Consider the following 18,146-nt stretch of genomic DNA (forward strand, 5'->3'; position numbering starts at 1 on the left):
TCAAGGGGAATCAGGATGCGCATCACCAACTCGCAGATCGTCGCCACCATGCATGGCTCGATGAATCGCAACGCCGAGCAATTGGCCAAGCTGCTGCAGCAGATGTCCAGCGGCAAGCGCATTCAGGTGCCCTCGGACGACCCAATCGCCAGTGTGCGCATTCTCCGCACGCAGCGCGAGGAAGCCAGCCTGACGCAGTACCACAGCAACATTCGCAACGTCTCGGGCAACCTGTCGACCCAGGAAGTCAACCTGACCTCCATCTCCGATACCTTGCTGCAGGTGCGAGACCTGCTGCTGTGGGCGGCGAACGGCTCCAATGCCAGCGAAGACCTGGCGGCCATGGGGGGCGAGCTGGGCAGCCTGGAAGAGACCATCAGCAGTTTTATCAACGTGCAGGACGAAGAGGGGCGCTATCTGTTCTCCGGTACCTGGACCGAGCGACCGGCGCTGACCTTCGACGCGCCGAGCGATACCTACCAGGCCAGCGGCAACGACAAGCATCGCCAGGCGGCTGTGGCCAATGGCGTGCTGATGGACGAGAACGTCACGGCGCTGGAAATTTTCGGCAGCAACATGGACATGCTCAACGCCCTGCACGGTTTGGTTGCAACCCTCAAGGCGCCTGGCCTGGTAGCCGGTGATCCGGCCGTGCTGCAGGACATCCGCGACACCCTGGGCTACCTGGATACGTCCCACGGCAGGCTGTTGGGAACCGTGAGTGAGCTGGGCGGGAGGCAGAACACCCTGAGCCTGCTCAATGACAGCAATGGCGAGGTGTCACTGGTCAATCAGAAGATCGAGGGCGAGCTGTCGCGTCTTGACTACGCGGGCGCGACGATCGACCTGAACAACTACCAGCTGTCGCTGCAGGCCACGCAGAAGACCTATTTGAAAATTCATGAATTGTCGCTGTTTGGCTTGCTGTAAGGACCCGCGTGATGAAAGTGGACCAGCAGCTACCGCTCGTCACTGCCGTCAATCCGCAGGAGCGGCGGCAAACCCAGACCTTGCCGGCGACCGGTCGCCCACACAAAGTAAGCGCCGAGCCTAATTTCGCCGCCCCGGCGACCGCCGGGCGTACTGAGCGCAGCGCCAGCTTCAGCCTGCAGCTCAATCAGCAACTGACCTCCATGCAGACGGCCGACGGCTACCTGGCCGATCTGGCGGCACGCCTTGGCCTGATCAAGCTGTCGCTCAGCCGCCAGCTGAGCGGTGGCCGGGTGGCCAAGGACGGCGGCGAGCTGCAGGCGGCCCTGGACAGTGCACGCCGCCTGTTGGAAGAACGCGCTCAACGTTCCGGGCAGGCGCTGGATGCACGTTTGCAACTGCATCTGCATGAGCCGGTACGGGCCCACTTCAGCCTCGAAGGCTTGGAATCCATGACCCGCGTGCAACAGGCGGGTGCAGAGACGCTGCTGTTCAGTGCCGGGCGCAAGCTTGCCGAGCCGTTGGCGGTGGTGCTGGAAGAAGGCATGACGGAACAACAGGTGCTGCGCCGCTTCAACAGCAGTCTCGGCCAGGCCGGTATCCGGATCGAACTGGAGAGCGGCGGTGCACTCAAGTTCTCCGCGGCCGAAAGCCTGTGGAGTGACCTCAAGGCTGTGCTAGCGGTGCAAGGCGGCGGCAATTTGTTTGCCCAGGGTGGCTTCACTCGCCTGCGAAGCCATGAAGACGAGCTGTTGAGGCTGCCGGCCAGCGTCAATCCGGACGATCAACGGGAGCTGCGCCAAGTGCTGGATTCGGCGGTGCAGTCGCTGGACCGGATCGAGCTACTGCGCGAGCAGATTGCGCACCGTCAGCGGGATATCCGCGACTTCCTCCAGCGGCAGGCCGACAAGGGCGAGAAGCAGTGGGCTGCAGAATTTACCGGCAGCCTCTATCAATTGCTGCGCGAGGGTGGGCCCAGTTATTTGGCAGTCAGTCAAATGCTGCTGGCACAATCCAATTTGAATCGTTTTGGCGTGGTCAGTCTCCTTTCGTAGCGGACTCACCCTTCGACTTTCACGGGTAAAAGTGGCGGATGTGCATCAACTTAGATCCTGGTTTGCTTGGCGCAAACCTGCAGGGTTGAGTAATCGGCACAATCGAAATTAAAGGCAAGAATTCCATGGTGTACGTGCAACGCAATGCCGAGGGGCAGATCTTGCGGGTCGAATACGACCCGTTCGAGGAAATGAATGACACTCTGGCGGCCGAGAGCCGCGAACTGCAGCGCTGGCTGAACGTGCGCCTGGAAGTCAAAAACAAACTGGATCAGCTGCGCCATTCCGATCTGGACATGATCCGCGTGCTCGAGGATGCGCTATATATCCTTATCGACAATGGCGTCGTCCCGTATACCAAACTACCGGAGGCCGCCCGCATCAAGCTCGATCAGCGTGCGCTTGTGCGCGCTGATCTGGAAGGCCTGATCGATCACCCGGAAAGCCTCTGAGGTCAGGCATTTGCCCTGTTTGCCTCAAGTCTTTCAAGATGTGTCGCAAAAGCTTTATCAGTACAGGTTGATGCATGGTTATGATCAAGGCCTTAACCATACAAAGTAGTCGGGCTCCATTGAATACCGGGTTTCACGTTCAGTGGAGATCATGTTTCACGACTGCATAGCCCTTTCAACGCTGATACGAGTCAGGGCGTTTTGCCGACTCTCAAGTGGCTGAAACCCGCCTGTTTGCTACATATAACTCTCCTTGCGTGGGACTTCGCCGAGGCATCTACCGTAGGGTGGACAACGTCCTGTTTGTCCACCACCCGCGGTCGATGAGCAGTTGAGCGGTTGTCCGCGGCGAAGGCAGGCGCTGAAATACGCTAGTAGCGCAACAACGCCGACCAGTCGTCATAGACCGGCGGGCGCAACATTTTGACCTTGAAGCGTTCGGCGCCAGCGGGACCGTTAGCCCAGAGGTACAGGTGGTCCTGCCAGGTGCCCGAGGGCCAGCGCTGCAGGTAGTAATCACGACCACTGACGGTGTCGCGGTCGAGGAAACTCACTTCGTCGCCGTCTTTCAGGCAGCCGCCGTGGTCGTTCGGCAACACCACCCGCAACTGGTTGGAGCCGTTGCCGGCACTGGGGTAGTAGGCGTAGTTACCCCCGCCGCCGCCCAGCCACCAGGTCAGCAGGGCGCCTTTGTGGCGTACCGACTCGACTTCCAGGTAATCGCCGGAGCGCAGGCAGAAACTCACCGGGTAGTACCAGTTGCGCAGGCTGAACAGGCTTTCCAATTCGCCGCCGTTGCCGGTCACCGTGACCCAGCCGTTAGCCTGGGTGGCGCTGGTGCGCAGGGTCTTGCCGTTGCCGGTGCTCTGCAGCACCACCTCGCTATACAGGTTCTGCTGGGGCTTGGCGGCGCGGGTCGGGGTGCGGACGTCGGCCCGGCTGAAGGCCGCGATGGGGTAGTGATCGGAATAATCCTGGAATTGGTACTGCGCGCCCAGTTGGCTGACGCTCCAGCGCGGCGAGGGTGTGTCCAGCGCCTGGTTATGCCAGAACGACGGCTGCTGGTGATTGCGTGACACAAACACATAGTCGAGATACTCGGGCGCCAGGTTCGGGTACTGGTAGCTGGCGATGCCGTTGCGGCGGGTATCGAAGCTGTACTGCGCCCCGGCATAACTGTCTGGTGCGCGGACCTGCAAGCGCTGCAGCATGTCGGCGTATTCGGTGCTGCCCTTGATCACGTTGAAGTCGCCGCCGATAAACACCACCTGATCCGGGGCTATCCCCTTGGTGCTGATAAAGGCCTGCATTTCCTCGAACTGACTGGCGCGCACGGCGGTGCCTTTCTTGTCCGCGCAGCCGGTGTCCTCGGCTTGGGCATGGGTGCCGATCACGTGGTAGGGCTGGCCGTTCTTGTTCAACCGCACGTAGACGAAGCCCTTGTTGGACAGGTAATCGGCGCCGCAGCCCTGGGCGTAGACATACTGGATACGCTCCTCGATCGGCCAGCGGCTGACGATGGCGACACCGCCGTCTTCCGGCGTGCTGTCGGAGTAGGCGCCCAGGGTGGCGTCCCAGCCTGAGCGGCTGCGACCCAGCACCGGAGTCTGATGCGGGTACTGGGGCTTGAGCCCGTCCAGCAGCAGGCTGGCCGCCGGGTTGTCGAAGAGTTCGTTGAGGACCACGGCGTCCTGGCCTTGCATAAAGGGCGCGGCCGCAATCAGGCGGGCACGTGACTCCTGGCCCCAAGTGGGCTTGAGCAGGCTGGGCAAGAGGAACACGTTGTAGGCCAGCAGCCGAAAGTCGTCGGCGTAATCGGCCTGGGCCGACCCGGCCAGCGGCAATAGCAGGGCACCGAGCAAGGGCAGGGGCAACATCCGGTTGAGCATGGGGTCTTCCTTTATCGACGGCGCGTGCATTGCGCCGGGCGGGGTGAACGCCTAACCCTAGCCGAGCAATGTTGCACTTCTGTTCCAGAAACGTCAGGCCTGACGCGCACAGCAATGGTCGCTGTGTTCGTGTCGTCAATTGTGATGGGGTTCGCGTTTTTATTGCCCATGCGCCTGGGGGACCCCCATGCGGTCTGCCACAACGGGCCGGTGCAGCCCGCAAGGGGGCGGTTCCTGGCACAATAGCCGGCCCCGAATTACGGAGCACTGCCCGATGGCCAAGGCCATGGCGCGTCATATTTTGGTCAAGACCGAAGCCGAGGCGGCCCAGCTGAAAAAACGCCTGGCTGCCGGCGAAGCCTTCGATCTCCTGGCGAAAAAACACTCGACCTGCCCTTCCGGTAAACGCGGCGGCGACCTGGGCGAGGTGCGTCCTGGCCAGTTGGTGAAGGTGATCGAACAGGTGATCTTCAAAAAAGCCCTGCGCGAAGTGCACGGCCCGATCAAAAGCGCGTTTGGCTACCACCTGGTGCAAGTGTTCTACCGGGAGTAGCAGGTCTGCCGGACCTGAACGCGGTCTGGCATGCTGAGCCGACACAATGCTGAACTAACGTATAACTTTCCCTTGTCGTATTGCGGACGTATTCCCATGGACCTTACCCCCCTGTTGAAAATCCTCGCCACCCAGGACGGTTCCGACCTGTACCTCTCGACGGGCGCACCGCCTTGCGGGAAGTTCAATGGGGTGCTCAAGCCGCTGGCTGCCGAACCTTTGAAGTCGGGCGAAATCGCCGCTATCGCCGATTCGATCATGGATTCCGCGCAACGGATCGAGTTCGAGCGGGAGCTGGAGATGAACCTGGCCATTTCCCTGGCCAATACCGGGCGGTTCCGCATCAATATCTTCAAGCAACGCAACGAGGTCTCGATCGTCGCGCGCAACATCAAGATGGAAATTCCCAAGTTCGAGGACCTCAAGCTGCCCGAGGTCCTGCTTCAGACCATCATGGAAAAACGCGGCCTGGTGTTGTTCGTCGGCGGCACGGGCTCGGGCAAGTCCACCTCCCTGGCGGCCCTGATCGATTACCGCAACCGTAACAGCGGTGGTCATATCATCACCATCGAGGATCCGGTGGAGTATGTGCACCGCCACAAAAAATCCATCATCAACCAGCGCGAGGTCGGAGTGGATACCCGCAGTTTCCACGCGGCCCTGAAAAACACCCTGCGCCAGGCCCCTGATGTCATCCTGATCGGCGAAATACGCGACCGTGAGACGATGGAGCATGCACTCGCCTTCGCCGACACCGGGCACCTGGCCATCTCCACCTTGCACGCCAACAATGCCAACCAGGCGCTGGACCGCATCATCAATTTTTTCCCCGAGGAGCGTCGGCCGCAGCTGCTCAATGACCTGGGCAACAACCTCAAGGCTTTTGTCTCCCAGCGCCTGGTCAAGACCCTGGACGGCAAGCGTCGTGCCGCGGTGGAGGTGTTGTTGGGCACGCCGACCATCCGCGACCTGATCAAGCGCAGCGATTTTGGCGATATCAAGGAGATCATGGAGAAGTCGAAGAACCTGGGTATGCAGACCTTCGACCAAGCGCTGATCGACCTGGTGAACCAGGGTGTTATCGACGAAGAGGAAGCGGTTAAAAACGCCGACTCAGCGAACAACGTGCGTCTCAAGCTCAAACTCTACCGCGAGGCGCCCGCGGCGGCACCGGTGGCTGCGCCGACACCCGCGCCAGCAGCACCGACCAAGACCGCCGATGCCGCCAGCTGGGGCCTGGAGTTGACCCTGGAGGAGGTGGCCCCGGAGGTCAAACCGGAGGACCCTGGTCGCCACGGTATCTGAACCCGAGCGTCCGGCACGCCGCGCGCCCACCAGCGCCGGTCAGACCGCGGACGGCACCGGTTGGTAGATGTCCGGGAAGTAACGCTCCATCAACGACTCCGGCCGTGAGGGCGCGGTGAAGCCGAACTGGGCATAGAGCCCATGGGCGTCAGCGGTGGCCAGGGTGAAACGGCGCAACCCCTGCAGGTCCGGCTCGGCCAGGACCGCCGCCAGCATGGCCTTGCTGTACCCCTGGCCACGGTGCTCGTCGAGCACGAATACATCCACCAGATTGGCGAAGGTCGCATAGTCGGAGATGACCCGGGCGAAGGCCACCTGGGCGCCGTTCAGGTAGCCGCCGAAACAGCGAGAATGCGCAAGGCTGCGTTCCAGGGTGGCCAGCGGCAAACCCTGGGCCCAGCTCGATTGGGTCGAGAGGAAACGGTGTATCAGGGGAATATCCAGCAGGCGCTGGTCGGTGCTGATCTGCAGTTGGGGCATCAGGGATACTCGGCAGGGTAGTGGTTCAACAGGGCATGGGCGGCGCGCTGCCCAGACTCGCGAGGACACGGCCGCATACCCGGGCGCGATTGAGCGCGACATCGCCCAGCAACAAAAACACGCTCAGCAGCACGGCAGCGTAGGCGTAGCCCAGGTAACTGCCGAAGATCAGCGTAAAGAACCAGTCCTGCTGGAACAGATAGGCATAGCTGCAGAGGACTGTGCTCAGCAGCAACAAGCCCGCCGGCAACAGCAGCGGTGCAGTGCTGCGTGGTTTCAGCAGGGAAATGCCGAGCAGACAGAGGAATACCGCGAGGTTGGTCCCGCTGAAAATCCGCAGGTCCCGCAACAACTGGCTCAGCACTTGCGCGTATTGGCCCTGGATCAGGCCGTGCAGACGTGCCTGCGCGCCTTGCAGCGAGCCGATCCGCTGCTCCGCCGCCTGGCTGAGTTGATTACTCAGATGCTGGCGGCATTCGCAACTCAGGTCCTGCATCTGCGCCACGACGCTCGCGACTTTGGCCGGCAAGCCGTCACGCAGGTCCTGCTCGAGGCTCGCGACTTCACCTTGAAAGCGCTCAGCAAGCACACCAGCGGCGAGCGTCAGATGGGGCGACTGAAGCCCGGTGATGCGTTGATTGACCGCGCTTAACAGCTGCTCCTGAATAAATGACCTTGCCTGCTGCTCGATGCGGTACGGCGCGACAAAGGTCGCGGCGAACGCCAGGGTGAACAGCACGCAACCCAGCGCAGCCGACAAGCGTAACAGTTGGATCACGGAGCAGCTCCTGGGGCGGGTAGCCGTTGTGGTGGGGATGGGTCAGGACGCGGCGTCCGGCGTCAGCCACGCCAGGCGACTCACTATATCAGCGCGCACGGTCCGGTCGCGCAACATCCAGCGGTGCAACGGTGTGTTACCGAGGTGGTTTTCCGCCATGGCCCAGGCCGAACTGCGCGACGGCAGAATCGTCAGGTCGAGGCGGGTACGGTAGGTGAACAGCGGCAGGTCCTGCAGCACCGACTCGGTCGCGGCCAATTGGGTGAGCAGGGCGCTGCCAGGGCGCATGTCCCGCGCGCCCTGGCCCGGGTAGCAATACGCGCTCCAGGTCCCCTGGAAAGGCGCGGAAATGGCGAAGAACGCCAGCACCCGGGCGCGGCCCCCCAGGGCTTGCAGATATTGCCGGGCGATGACGCCGCCCATGCTGAAGCCAATCAGGGCGAACGACTGTGCCGGATCGAGGGCATCGTCCAGGTAGCGCGCCAGCTTGCGCGCCAGGTCGTCGATACCGCGTCGCGCATCGGCGGGTTTCAGGCTGGGCACCAGGCAGTGGTGGCCCTGCTGTTCCAGCGCCCGCACCATCGGCTTGAAAAAACGGCCGTTATCGAAGATGCCGTGGACCAGCACGATGTTCATCCAGCTCAGTTCCTGCTTGTTCTGCGGGGTAGCGGGGATTAACCCCCGTCAGGCGGCGAAGGTGACGGCGTGGCAGGGCCCTTGTCAAGGGTTTACCCGCTGCGCCAGGCAAGGGACAGGGTGGGCGCCGCTCGGCGTCGCCGAGGTAAAAAACGTGCGCAGTGGGCAACCCCCGTGCGAGGCGCTGGGGTCTGGTTCGCAGTGATGTTATGGTGCCGCCTCCGATCCATGACCGCCGCCGCTGAGCTGGAAGATGACTTCGAACGGATTCGTACTGCAGCGCGGCTTCAAGGCGCTGACCATCGCCGCCTGGCTCCTGCTGGTCGGCGGGCGCCTGCTGCTGGCGCTGCAAGCCGCGGACCTGGGCGATGGCGCACCGCTCGCCGCCTTCAGCTTCGCCGTCGTGCTGCCCGCCAGTGCCGTGTTGCTGCTGCTCGGCCTGCCCGCGGCCCGCACCCTCGAGGGCATACTGATGCGCGTCGGCACCTTGCTGCAGTTGCTCCTGCTGCTGGCGCTGCCGACATTATCCCTGCACCTGTTGTTGGGGCTGCCGCTGGTCTTTCTGCTGGTCGAGTTGTTCGTCACCCGGGTGCCGGAACAGTGGCGCCAGCCGGTTCAGCAGTGTGTCCTGAAACGAGCATGGAACTGATACTGCCTGCCGCTCTGCTCGCGGCCTGTCGCCATGTTTTCCTGCTCCTGCCGCTAGCGGCCACCCTGTGGCTGGCTGCCAGTTATCGTCAGCAGCCGCGCATCTTGGTGGCGGCGCTGTTTGCCTTGCTTTATCAGGGCGGTGTATTGCTGGCGTTGAATATTCTGGCGATCAGCCTGGGCTGGTGGCGCTTCGACGACAGCGTGTTGGTCTTGCTCGGTTTTCCGGCGGATCTGTGGTTCGGTTGGGCACTGATCTGGGGGCCACTGTTCTTCCTGCTGACGCCCCGGCGCAGCCCCTGGCTCTGGGTGCCGTTGCTGGTATTGCTGGACCTGCTGCTGATGCCGTCGCTGCAGCCACTGGTGGTGCTGGGGCCGGACTGGTTGCAGGGCAGGGTGCTGCTGTTGCTGGCGGCGTACCTGCCGGGCCAGTACCTGGCGCGCTGGACCGCGGAGGATCGGCGTCTGCCCCGTCGCGCGGCCTTGCTGGCCATTGCTTATGGTGGAGTGGCTTTTCTGGTGCTGCCGTCGGCGATCATGCGGGCGATGGGCGGTGCATGGCGCGATGGGCTGGACTGGCCCTGGCCGGTACTGCTGCTTGGCGGGCTGGGATTGTCGTTCTGCATGCTGCTGGGGCTGTCCGCCGTGCAGCTGTTTGTGGTCCATGGCCAGGGTACGCCGATTCCCCTCGATCATACCAAGCGCCTGGTGCGCACCGGCCTGTACGCCTACTTCACCAATCCGATGCAAACCAGCACCGCGCTGGCCTGGTTGATCCTGGGGCTGCTGCTGGGCAATGTCTGGGTGGCGGCCGCTGCGGTAATGGCGGTCGTGTTCGTGTTGGGCATGGTGCGCTGGCACCACCGGTACGACCTGGCGCTGCGCTTTCCCCTGGGCTGGGCCGTCTACCGGCAGCAGGTACCGGACTGGCTGCCGCGCTGGCGGCCCTGGATACCGGTGCCGGCGCAGCTGAGCTTCGATCCAGCCAATGCGGCCCAGACGCGCCTGACCGAGTGGCTGCAGAGGCAGGCCCAAGGCCTGGTCATTACCCCTGGCGCCAGGTTGACCTACCGCGAGCCTGGAGAGGAGCGGAATTTCCAGGGGGTGGCGGCGACAGCCAAGGCGCTTAACCACTTGCACTTCGGGTTCGCGCTTGTCGGCGCTGCGTTGTTGCTGTTGGTCCTGCCGATCCAGGCCATTCCCGGCTGGCTTAAACGGGGCAGGACTCGCTTGGAACTGCTGGGGAGGTGCGGATGAAGGGGCCGAGACGCTGGTTGCTGGGGCTGGACCATCTGTTGCGCATCCACCATGACCAGCTGGGCTTCTACCAACAGCTGGCGCATCAGTATGGCGACGTGGTGCCGCTGCGACTCGGGCCCTACCGCAGTTGGGTGCTGTTTCATCCCGACCAGGTTCAACAGGTGTTAGTGACCGAGGCCGATGCCTTTGTCCGCTTCGAGCCGGTGATGGGGGTGTTGGCACAGTGGAACGGGGCGAGTTTGTTGATCGCCGAGGGCGAGGCCTGGAAGGTGCAGCGACGCAAAGTGCTGCCGGCCTTCCAGCCGGCCCGTTTTGCCGGCTATGCCGAACAGGTGGTGGCACGTAGCCTGGCGTTGCGCGAGCGTTGGCTGGCCCTGGCGGACGGACGGGAGCTGCAGCTGGACATGGACGCGGCCATGGTCGAACTGACCCTCGAGCTGGCGTGCAAGGCGCTGTTCGGCACCGTGCTTGGCGAAACGGCGGATATCGGCCGGGCCGTGGCCCTGCTGTCCGATATCGCCTTCGCCGAATCCCTGCAGCCGTTGCGCCTGCCTGACTGGCTGCCGACACAACAGAAGCGCGCCAAGGCCTGGGCCATCCAGGTGATGGAGCGGACGGTGCGCCAGTTGGTCGAGGCGCGCCGGGCCGAGGGTGGCCGCGATCAGGGTGACCTGCTGTCCATGCTGCTGGCCCACTACCAGGGCGAGTCGGGTGACCGTCAGGTGCGCGACGAGGCCATGACCCTGCTGATTGCCGGGCATGAGACCACTGGGGCCGCGCTGAGCTGGATCTGCCACCTGTTGGCGGAAAACCAGGAAGCCTGCATGACGTTGCAGGCCGAGCTGGACCTGCAGTTAGCTGGCCGCCCCCCGGTGTTCGCGGACCTGCGCCGGCTGCCCTACCTGGAGGCGGTAGTGAAGGAGGCGTTGCGCCTCTACCCGCCGGCCTACAGCCTGTTCCTGCGCCGCGCCATACGCCCGGTGCGGCTGGGCGAACTGCACATCCGCCGGGGCGAGCTGGTGCAGATTGTGCCCTGGGTGATCCAGCGCGATCCCCGTTGGTTCGAGTCCCCCGACAGTTTTCGCCCGCAGCGCTTCCTCGACCCCGAGCAACGCTGGCCTAAGCAGGCCTACCTGCCGTTCGGCAGCGGCCCACGGGTCTGCGTAGGGCAGTCGTTCGGCATGATGGAAATGCTCCTGGTCACCGCCGTGCTGCTGCAGCGGCTGACACCGCTCAGCTGTGGCGTGCCGGTGGTTCCCCAGGCGAAATTCTCGCTGCGTCCGGCGGGTGGCCTGCCGCTGCGCTGGCATTGCCGGGCGGTCATGGCCGGTTGATCCGTACCCAGGCTGGTGTGCAGCGATCAGGCGTGTCAACCTGGCCGCCTGAGCCGGTGCAGGCCTGTTCGCCTGCTCCTGTGCGTTTGCGATTGAATGGGAGGGGAAGTCCAGATGAGCATGTCGTCCATCGTTGCCAGTAAAGATGTCTCCACGGTCGATTCCAACGGCAAACGCAAGGAAACCCTGATCCAGGGCGTCCTGGTGCGGCCGGTGGTCACCCAGGTCGATGAGCGCGGCGAAATCGCCGAAATGTACAGCACGCTCTGGGGCGTGGAGCCGGACGCGCCACTCGCGCACGTCTATATGTCGATGATCCGGCCCGGCAAGGTCAAGGGCTGGGTCTATCACAAGGAGCAATCCGACCGGATGTTCTCGTTGTCGGGCTTCGTTAAATACGTGCTCTGGGATCCGCGCCCCGATTCGCCGACCCATGGCATGATCAACGAAATCCATCTGTCCGAGCGCAACCGCGGCCTGCTGCTGATCCCACCCTATGTGGTGCATGCGGTGCAGAACATCGGTCATATCGATGCGGTGTTTATCAATATGCCCACCCAGCCGTACAACCACGGCAGCCCCGACAAGTTCCGGGTCGACAAGGACAGTGTGCCCTACAGTTTCGATCGGGATCTCGGCTGGTAATGCCAGCTCCTGTCTTCAGCGTCATAGTCGCGACCTACAACTGGAGCACGGCCCTGAGGCTGGCCCTGGAGTCTGTGCGTGACCAGAGCTTCGGCGATTTCGAGGTACTGGTCGTCGGCGATGCCTGCACCGATGACAGCGCGCAGGTGGTCCGGGCGCTCGGCGATAAGCGTTTCCATTGGTACAACCTCGAGCAGAACTGCGGGAGCCAATGGGGCCCTAACAATCATGCCCTGGCACTGGCCAAAGGCCGGTACGTGGCTTATCTGGGGCACGACGACCTGTGGTGGCCGACGCACCTGCAATCCGCGCTGGACACCTTCGAGCGTTCCGCGGCGGACATGGTCGCCGCGGCGACCCTGATGTACGGGCCACCCGAGTCGGGTATCCGGGCGGTGAGCGGATTTTTTCCCAACGACGTCTACACACCAAGGCACTTTTTCCCGCCATCCTCCCTGTGTCACAGTCTCGAGATCGCCCAGCGGGTAGGCGGTTGGCGGCGGCCCGAGCAGGCGATGATCGTGGTCGATCATGATTTTCTGGTGCGCTGTCACGATGCCGGCGCGCGGATCGTCGCCACCGGCGAATTCACCACGTTCAAGTTCAATGCCGCCTGGCGACGCAATGCTTATCGGCTGCGCGAAGCGCTGGAACAGCGTGAACACCTCAGGCGCATGCGCTGCGAGGGCGAGTCATTCCGTCGCCAGGAGTTGACTGCCACCCTGCGGGCCGCGACCGAAGACCGTCTCTTGAGGATCGAGCAATCGACTGCTCGCGATCTCAAGGCGACCGCCAAGACGGCGATGAACCAGTCGTTCAAGGGCTCCCATCGGCAGGTCAGCGAGGCGCAACATCTCCCCCTGAGCGGACCGTTGGAGTTCCCAGCGGAGGTCACCTATGCCGGTTTCGAATGGCATGGGTTGGAGCAACACCAGGCATTGGGCGGCTATCAGTGGACAGGACCTTCGACCTGCTCGGTGCGGGTGCTGGCCGTGCGCCTGGATCGTGCGGTGCGTATCAGCCTGAGCGTGCTGCACCAACTCACCGAGGACAGCCTGGCCGAGGCGCAGCTGAGTGTGAATGGCGTGCCGCTGGTGACACAAATCGATCCAGGCCCCTGGGGCAGCTGGCGCTGGTGGGCGCAACTCGACCCCACGCAACTTTCCCCGGAAGATCGAGACGAGCTGCGCCTGGAGCTTCGTCTGGCGCGTACCCATCGACCGCTCGATCTCGGCCTGGGCGAGGACCGTCGCTGGCTGGGGCTGGCCATAGGGACAGTGACGGTCGAAGCGTTGCCGGTCTGAACCCAGGGCGTCATTCGAGTCCAAGGGGCTGGTTTCACTGAGGCGGATCCCGGCTCTCCGGGCAGGCGGCCTGCAGCTGCTGCGCCCGGTTGTCCTGCCGCAGGCCTTCGATGGCCTGGCGCAGGCGCTTCACCAGGGCGGCATCGCAGTCAGCGGCTAGGACCTGAGCGCGGGGCGCATCAGCAAGGGCCCCGCGGAATGCCGCCGCCAGATATGCCGACTCTCAGGCACGCCAGTGCTCAGCTCTGCAGTTCTGGCAAGTCGCGGAACAAGGCCAGTGCCTGGGGGTTGGCCAGGGCGTCGGTGTTTTTCACCGGTTGCCCGTGTACCAGGTTGCGCACCGCCAGCTCGACGATCTTGCCGCTGATGGTGCGCGGAATGTCCGCGACGGCGATAATCTTGGCCGGCACATGGCGTGGCGTGGTATTGGCGCGGATCACCTGGCAGATACGGGCCTTCAGTTCATCGTTCAGCTCGACGCCCTCGCGCAGGCGCACGAACAGCACCACCCGCACGTCATCCTGCCACTGCTGGCCGATGGCAATGGACTCCAGCACCTGTTCGACCTTTTCCACCTGGCGGTAGATCTCCGCCGTGCCGATACGCACGCCGCCGGGGTTGAGCACCGCGTCGGAGCGGCCATGAATCACCAGGCCGCCGTGTTCCGTCTGCTCGGCGTAGTCGCCGTGGGCCCAGACACCCGCAAAGGTCTCGAAGTAGGCCGCCTGGAACTTCGCGCCATCCGCGTCGTTCCAGAAGCCCACCGGCATGGACGGAAAATGTTGGGTGCAGACCAGCTCGCCTTTTTCCTGCAGCACCGCCTGACCCTCGGCGTTCCACACCTGCACGTCCATGCCCAGGCCCTTGCATTGCAGTTCACCGGGCCAGACCGGCAGCACCGGGTTGCCCAGGGCGAAGCAGGAGACGATATCGGTGCCGCCGGAGATCGAGGACAGGCACAGGTCGTCCTTGAACTCGCGGTAGACGTACTGAAAGCTTTCGTGGGACAGCGGCGAGCCGGTCGAGAGCACTGCCTTCAGGCGGCTCAAACTATGGCTCTGGCGCGGGCGAATGCCGGCTTTTTCCAGAGCCGCGATGTACTTGGCGCTGGTGCCGAACACGCTGATGGACTCGGCGTCGATCAGGTCGATCAGGCGCTCGGGGCCGGGATGGAAGGGCGAGCCGTCGAACAATACCAGGGTGGCACCCACCGCCAGACCCGAGACCAGCCAGTTCCACATCATCCAGCCGCAGGTGGTGTAGTAGAACAGGCAGTCGTCGGCCCCCAGGTCGCTGTGCAAGCCCAGCTCCTTGACATGCTGCAGCAGCACGCCGCCGGTGCCGTGCACGATGCACTTGGGCACGCCGGTGGTGCCGCTGGAATAGAGGATGTAGAGCGGGTGATCGAAAGGCACCGGGGTAAACTGCGGTTCCCCGCCGGCCTGGTAAAAGTCCGCCCACAGGGACACCCGCGCCGCGGTGCGGTAGTCCTCGGTGCGGGCGTCCGGGCGGGCATAGGGCACGATCAGCAACTGCTCGAGGGAGGGCAGGCGTTCGAGGATTTCGTTGAGCTTGGCGGTCAGGTCCAGGGTCTTGCCGGCGTAACGGTAGCCGGCGCAGGCGATCAACACCCGCGGTTCGATCTGGCCGAAGCGATCGATCACGCCCTGGGTACCGAAATCCGGTGAGCAGCTGGACCAGGTCGCGCCCAGGCTGCTGGCGGCGAGCATACCGACCAGGGTCTGCCAGGTATTGGGCATAAAGGCCGCGATCCGGTCGCCGCTGACTACCCCGGCGGCTTGCAGGCTGCGCTGCAGGCCGGCCACATGGGCGGCCAGGTCCGCGTAGCTCAGTTGTTCGCGACTGCCGTCTTCGCTGATGGCCACCAGGGCCGTATGGGTGTCACGCCGACGCAGCAGGTGCTCGGCAAAATTCAAGGTGGCGCCGGGGAACCAGCGCGCGCTGGGCATGGCCGGACCTTCTTCCAGCACCTGGCTCGGCGCCTGGCTGAAGCGCAGCTCGAAGAAGCCGACTATGGCCTGCCAGAACGCCTCGCGCTGGGCCACACTCCAGGCGTGCAGAGCGCCATAGTCAGCCAGCTGCAGTTCGTGCCGCTGATTGACGAAGCGGCGGAAAGCGTCCATCCGGCTGGCGGCGATACGGGTAGGACTGGGCGTCCATAAGGGTGCATGCATATCGGTTCCTCTAACACTGCACCAGGCAGTCACGGGTTATTGTTGTAGGGTGCAGGGACAGGCCGCAGGGCGATTCAGCCGCTTATCCTAAGGCTTTGTGCTGGGCTTGGCTGCCTGTCGTACATCGACCGGGCGCCATGGTCTGGCCGTGGCGTCTGGGTGCGTGCGCGCAGAGTGTCCCCGACAGGCGTGGGCGCTGCGCTGCCGGCTTTACAGCCTGGCACGATTTTTATACAGCCAAGGCCCGCGGTCATTGTGCCAGCCAGCCGCCGTCGACGTTCCAGGCCGCGCCACGCACCTGACTGGCCGCCTCGCCGCACAGGAACAGGGTCAACTCGCCCAGTTGCTCGGGGGTCACGAACTCCAGCGACGGCTGTTTTTCCCCCAGCAGCTCCATCCGTGCCCGGGCCTGGTCGCCGTCCACCGCCGCGCGTTGGTCGATCTGTTGCTGCACCAGCGGGGTCAGCACCCAGCCCGGGCAGATGGCGTTGCAGGTAATGGCGCTGCGCGCCGTTTCCAGGGCCACCACCTTGGTCAGGCCGATCACCCCATGCTTGGCGGCGACATAGGCGGCTTTCTGGGCCGAGCCGACCAGGCCGTGCACCGAGGCGATATTGACGATGCGGCCCCAGCCGCGTTCGCGCATGCCCGGCAGTGTCAGGCGGGTGGTATGGAAGACCGCCGACAGATTGAGGGCAATGATCTGGTCCCAGCGCTCCACCGGGAAGGCTTCGACCGGCGCCACATGCTGAATGCCGGCGTTGTTGACCAGGATATCCAGGCGACCAAAACGCTGCTGCACCTGCTCGATCAGCGCGGCGATTTCGGCGGGCTGGGTCAGGTCCGCCGCCAGGTGCACGACGCTGCCGCCGAAGACGGCCACCTCGGCCACGGCCGTCTCGACCTCACCGAAACCGTTGAGCACTACCGTGGCGCCAGCTTCGGCCAAGCGCCGGGCGATGCCCAGGCCGATACCACTGGTGGAACCAGTGACCAGTGCGATTTTGCCTTGCAGACTCATGGGAACCTCCTCGCCGGCCGCAGCGCCTGCGGCCGGCCGATAAATCACGAATTAGACGATGCCGGTGGCGTAGAAGGTGGCGATCACCACGAACACCGCCAGGGTCTTGATCAGCGTGATGCCGAAAATATCCTTGTAGGCCTCGCGGTGGGTCAAGCCGGTGACCGCCAGCAGGGTGATCACCGCGCCGTTGTGAGGCAGGGTGTCCATGCCGCCGCTGGCCATGGCCGCGACCCGGTGCAGCACTTCCAGGGGGATCTGCGCCGCCTGGGCGGCCTCGATAAAGGTGGTCGACATGGCGGCCAGGGCGATGCTCATGCCGCCAGAGGCCGAACCGGTGATGCCGGCCAACAGGGTGACGGTAATGGCTTCGTTGACCAGCGGATTGGGGATGCTCTTCAGCGCGTCGGCCAGCACCAGGAAACCCGGCAGCGAGGCGATCACCGCACCGAAGCCATACTCCGAGGCGGTGTTCATCGAGGCCAGCAAGGCGCCGCCAACGGCGGTCTTGGTGCCCTCGGCGAGCTTGCTGCGAATCGCCCGGTAGCCGCACACCAGCACCAGCAGGATGCCCAGCAGCAGGGCTGCCTGTACCGACCAGATGCCGGTCAGCTTGGCCACTTCGCTCTGCACCGGCGTGGCCATGCCGGCCAGCTGCAGGCTATGGGTCTTGCCATAAAACTCGGGGATCCAGCGGGTGAACAGCAGGTTGGACACGCCCACCAGCACCAGCGGCGCCACGGCCAGCCAAGGGTTGGGCAGCGGCAGGTCGTCGGGGGTCTCCGGCTCGTTGCGTAGCTCAGTGCCGTAGCCTTCGCCGGTCTTGAACGCCTTGTGGCGTTGGCGTTGCAGATAGAACATGCCAACGGCGAGCACGAACAGGCTGCCGATCAGCCCCAGCCAGGGCGCGGCCCAGGCATTGGTACCGAAAAAGGTGGTGGGAATGATGTTCTGAATCTGCGGCGTGCCGGGCAGGGCGTCCATGGTGAAGGAAAACGCCCCCAGGGCGATGGTCGCCGGGATCAGACGCTTGGGGATATCGCTCTGGCGGAACATCTCGGCGGCGAAGGGATAGACGGCGAACACCACCACGAACAGCGAGACGCCGCCGTAGGTCAGCAGGGCGCAGACTAGCACTATCACCAGTATCGCCTGGCGGGTGCCCAGCAGGCCGATGGCGGCGGCGACTATGGCGCGGGAAAAGCCCGACAGCTCGATCAGCTTGCCGAACACCGCCCCGAGCAGAAACACCGGGAAGTACAGCTTGATAAAGCCGACCATTTTTTCCATGAATACACCGGTAAAAGCCGGCGCGACCGCGGAAGGGTCGGTGAGCAGCACGGCACCGAGGGCCGCGAGGGGGGCGAACAGAATGACGCTGTAACCACGGTAGGCGGCCAGCATCAGCACGGCTAAGGCGGCTAGGGCGATGAACACACTCATCGGGGATCTCCTGGCCCGGGTACACGGCGAGCGAACAAGCGGCCGAAGCGCCTGGACCGGTACGGGCTGATTGTTATTGTTGTCGGCAGCGGTCGAGCCGCTGCGAAGTCCCTAAGCGGATTTCGTGCCAAATCTATAGGTTACTGATTTATATGGTTTTAATTATTATTTTCGGATTCGGAATGCCGATAAATTCCCGTTATAGAGACAGCTGGATG

The 18,146-nt window shown here is 63.8% G+C and carries 17 protein-coding genes; 10 read left to right on the forward strand and 7 right to left on the reverse strand.

Features of this window, described 5'->3' with window-relative positions; genetic code table 11:
* Positions 1-15: 15 nt before the first annotated feature.
* From flgL to ABWY06_RS01710, 3 genes are all read left to right on the forward strand, one after another.
* Positions 16-930, forward strand: coding sequence for a flagellar hook-associated protein FlgL (gene flgL / locus ABWY06_RS01700; protein ID WP_353923827.1), 915 nt, complete (start codon positions 16-18; stop codon positions 928-930).
* 11 nt (positions 931-941) lie between these two features.
* Positions 942-1,985 (forward strand): hypothetical protein, encoded by a 1,044-nt coding sequence (locus ABWY06_RS01705; RefSeq protein ID WP_353923828.1) that lies wholly within the window; start codon positions 942-944, stop codon positions 1,983-1,985.
* A 125-nt stretch (positions 1,986-2,110) separates the two neighbouring features.
* Positions 2,111-2,437 carry a tryptophan synthase subunit beta gene (locus ABWY06_RS01710; RefSeq protein WP_353923829.1) on the forward strand — a complete coding sequence of 109 codons (327 nt, stop codon included), beginning with the start codon at positions 2,111-2,113 and terminating at the stop codon, positions 2,435-2,437.
* Between the two features lie 371 nt (positions 2,438-2,808).
* Here ABWY06_RS01710 and sph read toward each other — a convergent pair whose 3' ends face one another.
* Positions 2,809-4,326, reverse strand: coding sequence for a sphingomyelin phosphodiesterase (gene sph / locus ABWY06_RS01715; RefSeq protein WP_353923830.1), 1,518 nt, complete (start codon positions 4,324-4,326; stop codon positions 2,809-2,811).
* A 274-nt stretch (positions 4,327-4,600) separates the two neighbouring features.
* Here sph and ABWY06_RS01720 point away from each other — a divergent pair, with 274 nt between their 5' ends.
* Positions 4,601-4,879, forward strand: a complete 279-nt coding sequence (locus tag ABWY06_RS01720) for a peptidylprolyl isomerase (protein WP_353923831.1) — start codon at positions 4,601-4,603, stop codon at positions 4,877-4,879.
* A gap of 96 nt (positions 4,880-4,975) precedes the next feature.
* Positions 4,976-6,184: a PilT/PilU family type 4a pilus ATPase gene (locus tag ABWY06_RS01725; protein ID WP_353923832.1), complete on the forward strand. Its 1,209-nt coding sequence runs from the start codon at positions 4,976-4,978 to the stop codon at positions 6,182-6,184.
* Between the two features lie 39 nt (positions 6,185-6,223).
* On the opposite strand, the gene ABWY06_RS01730 is transcribed toward ABWY06_RS01725, so the two are convergent.
* The 3 genes from ABWY06_RS01730 to ABWY06_RS01740 are packed head-to-tail and all read right to left on the reverse strand — an operon-like array spanning position 6,224 to position 8,078.
* On the reverse strand, positions 6,224-6,664 hold the full coding sequence (locus tag ABWY06_RS01730) for a GNAT family N-acetyltransferase (protein ID WP_353923833.1): 441 nt from the start codon (positions 6,662-6,664) through the stop codon (positions 6,224-6,226).
* A 25-nt stretch (positions 6,665-6,689) separates the two neighbouring features.
* The gene (locus tag ABWY06_RS01735) at positions 6,690-7,442 is read right to left on the reverse strand and encodes a hypothetical protein (protein ID WP_353923834.1); all 753 of its coding nucleotides are present in this window, start codon (positions 7,440-7,442) and stop codon (positions 6,690-6,692) included.
* A 42-nt stretch (positions 7,443-7,484) separates the two neighbouring features.
* Positions 7,485-8,078 carry an esterase/lipase family protein gene (locus tag ABWY06_RS01740; RefSeq protein ID WP_353923835.1) on the reverse strand — a complete coding sequence of 198 codons (594 nt, stop codon included), beginning with the start codon at positions 8,076-8,078 and terminating at the stop codon, positions 7,485-7,487.
* 253 nt (positions 8,079-8,331) lie between these two features.
* On the opposite strand from ABWY06_RS01740, the gene ABWY06_RS01745 reads away from it, so the two are divergent.
* The 5 genes from ABWY06_RS01745 (at position 8,332) to ABWY06_RS01765 (ending at position 13,269) form a co-directional block, all read left to right on the forward strand.
* On the forward strand, positions 8,332-8,727 hold the full coding sequence (locus ABWY06_RS01745) for a hypothetical protein (protein WP_353923836.1): 396 nt from the start codon (positions 8,332-8,334) through the stop codon (positions 8,725-8,727).
* Positions 8,718-9,983 (forward strand): methyltransferase, encoded by a 1,266-nt coding sequence (locus ABWY06_RS01750; protein ID WP_353923837.1) that lies wholly within the window; start codon positions 8,718-8,720, stop codon positions 9,981-9,983. Before ABWY06_RS01745 ends, ABWY06_RS01750 begins: the two co-directional genes overlap by 10 nt.
* Entirely contained in the window at positions 9,980-11,320 is a 1,341-nt protein-coding gene (locus tag ABWY06_RS01755; RefSeq protein WP_353923838.1) for a cytochrome P450, read from the forward strand. Before ABWY06_RS01750 ends, ABWY06_RS01755 begins: the two co-directional genes overlap by 4 nt.
* 114 nt (positions 11,321-11,434) lie before the next feature.
* Complete coding sequence (locus ABWY06_RS01760) at positions 11,435-11,965, forward strand: dTDP-4-dehydrorhamnose 3,5-epimerase family protein (protein ID WP_353923839.1); 531 nt, start codon at positions 11,435-11,437, stop codon at positions 11,963-11,965.
* Entirely contained in the window at positions 11,965-13,269 is a 1,305-nt protein-coding gene (locus ABWY06_RS01765) for a glycosyltransferase family 2 protein (RefSeq protein WP_353923840.1), read from the forward strand. Before ABWY06_RS01760 ends, ABWY06_RS01765 begins: the two co-directional genes overlap by 1 nt.
* 239 nt (positions 13,270-13,508) lie before the next feature.
* Here the strand turns inward: ABWY06_RS01765 and ABWY06_RS01770 are convergent, their stop codons facing one another.
* From ABWY06_RS01770 to ABWY06_RS01780, 3 genes are all read right to left on the reverse strand, one after another.
* Positions 13,509-15,464: an acetoacetate--CoA ligase gene (locus tag ABWY06_RS01770; protein ID WP_353923841.1), complete on the reverse strand. Its 1,956-nt coding sequence runs from the start codon at positions 15,462-15,464 to the stop codon at positions 13,509-13,511.
* A 250-nt stretch (positions 15,465-15,714) separates the two neighbouring features.
* Complete coding sequence (locus ABWY06_RS01775) at positions 15,715-16,485, reverse strand: 3-hydroxybutyrate dehydrogenase (protein ID WP_353923842.1); 771 nt, start codon at positions 16,483-16,485, stop codon at positions 15,715-15,717.
* Positions 16,486-16,536: 51 nt separating this feature from the next.
* A complete protein-coding gene (locus ABWY06_RS01780) occupies positions 16,537-17,928 on the reverse strand; it encodes a GntP family permease (protein WP_353923843.1) in 1,392 nt (463 codons plus the stop codon).
* Between the last annotated feature and the right edge of the window lie 218 nt (positions 17,929-18,146).

Source organism: Pseudomonas sp., from assembly GCF_040514055.1.
Classification (GTDB): Bacteria; Pseudomonadota; Gammaproteobacteria; order Pseudomonadales; family Pseudomonadaceae; genus Aquipseudomonas.

Bases quoted from the DNA above. Each gene is read 5' to 3' on its own strand.
- ABWY06_RS01755 (WP_353923838.1), top strand. From the start codon at position 9,980: ATGAAGGGGCCGAGACGCTGGTTGCTGGGGCTGGACCATCTGTTGCGC.
- ABWY06_RS01730 (WP_353923833.1), bottom strand. From the start codon at position 6,664: ATGCCCCAACTGCAGATCAGCACCGACCAGCGCCTGCTGGATATTCCC.
- ABWY06_RS01760 (WP_353923839.1), top strand. From the start codon at position 11,435: ATGAGCATGTCGTCCATCGTTGCCAGTAAAGATGTCTCCACGGTCGAT.
- flgL (WP_353923827.1), top strand. From the start codon at position 16: ATGCGCATCACCAACTCGCAGATCGTCGCCACCATGCATGGCTCGATG.
- ABWY06_RS01720 (WP_353923831.1), top strand. From the start codon at position 4,601: ATGGCCAAGGCCATGGCGCGTCATATTTTGGTCAAGACCGAAGCCGAG.
- ABWY06_RS01750 (WP_353923837.1), top strand. From the start codon at position 8,718: ATGGAACTGATACTGCCTGCCGCTCTGCTCGCGGCCTGTCGCCATGTT.
- ABWY06_RS01705 (WP_353923828.1), top strand. From the start codon at position 942: ATGAAAGTGGACCAGCAGCTACCGCTCGTCACTGCCGTCAATCCGCAG.
- ABWY06_RS01780 (WP_353923843.1), bottom strand. From the start codon at position 17,928: ATGAGTGTGTTCATCGCCCTAGCCGCCTTAGCCGTGCTGATGCTGGCC.
- ABWY06_RS01710 (WP_353923829.1), top strand. From the start codon at position 2,111: ATGGTGTACGTGCAACGCAATGCCGAGGGGCAGATCTTGCGGGTCGAA.
- ABWY06_RS01765 (WP_353923840.1), top strand. From the start codon at position 11,965: ATGCCAGCTCCTGTCTTCAGCGTCATAGTCGCGACCTACAACTGGAGC.
- sph (WP_353923830.1), bottom strand. From the start codon at position 4,326: ATGCTCAACCGGATGTTGCCCCTGCCCTTGCTCGGTGCCCTGCTATTG.
- ABWY06_RS01745 (WP_353923836.1), top strand. From the start codon at position 8,332: ATGACTTCGAACGGATTCGTACTGCAGCGCGGCTTCAAGGCGCTGACC.
- ABWY06_RS01740 (WP_353923835.1), bottom strand. From the start codon at position 8,078: ATGAACATCGTGCTGGTCCACGGCATCTTCGATAACGGCCGTTTTTTC.
- ABWY06_RS01770 (WP_353923841.1), bottom strand. From the start codon at position 15,464: ATGCATGCACCCTTATGGACGCCCAGTCCTACCCGTATCGCCGCCAGC.
- ABWY06_RS01775 (WP_353923842.1), bottom strand. From the start codon at position 16,485: ATGAGTCTGCAAGGCAAAATCGCACTGGTCACTGGTTCCACCAGTGGT.
- ABWY06_RS01725 (WP_353923832.1), top strand. From the start codon at position 4,976: ATGGACCTTACCCCCCTGTTGAAAATCCTCGCCACCCAGGACGGTTCC.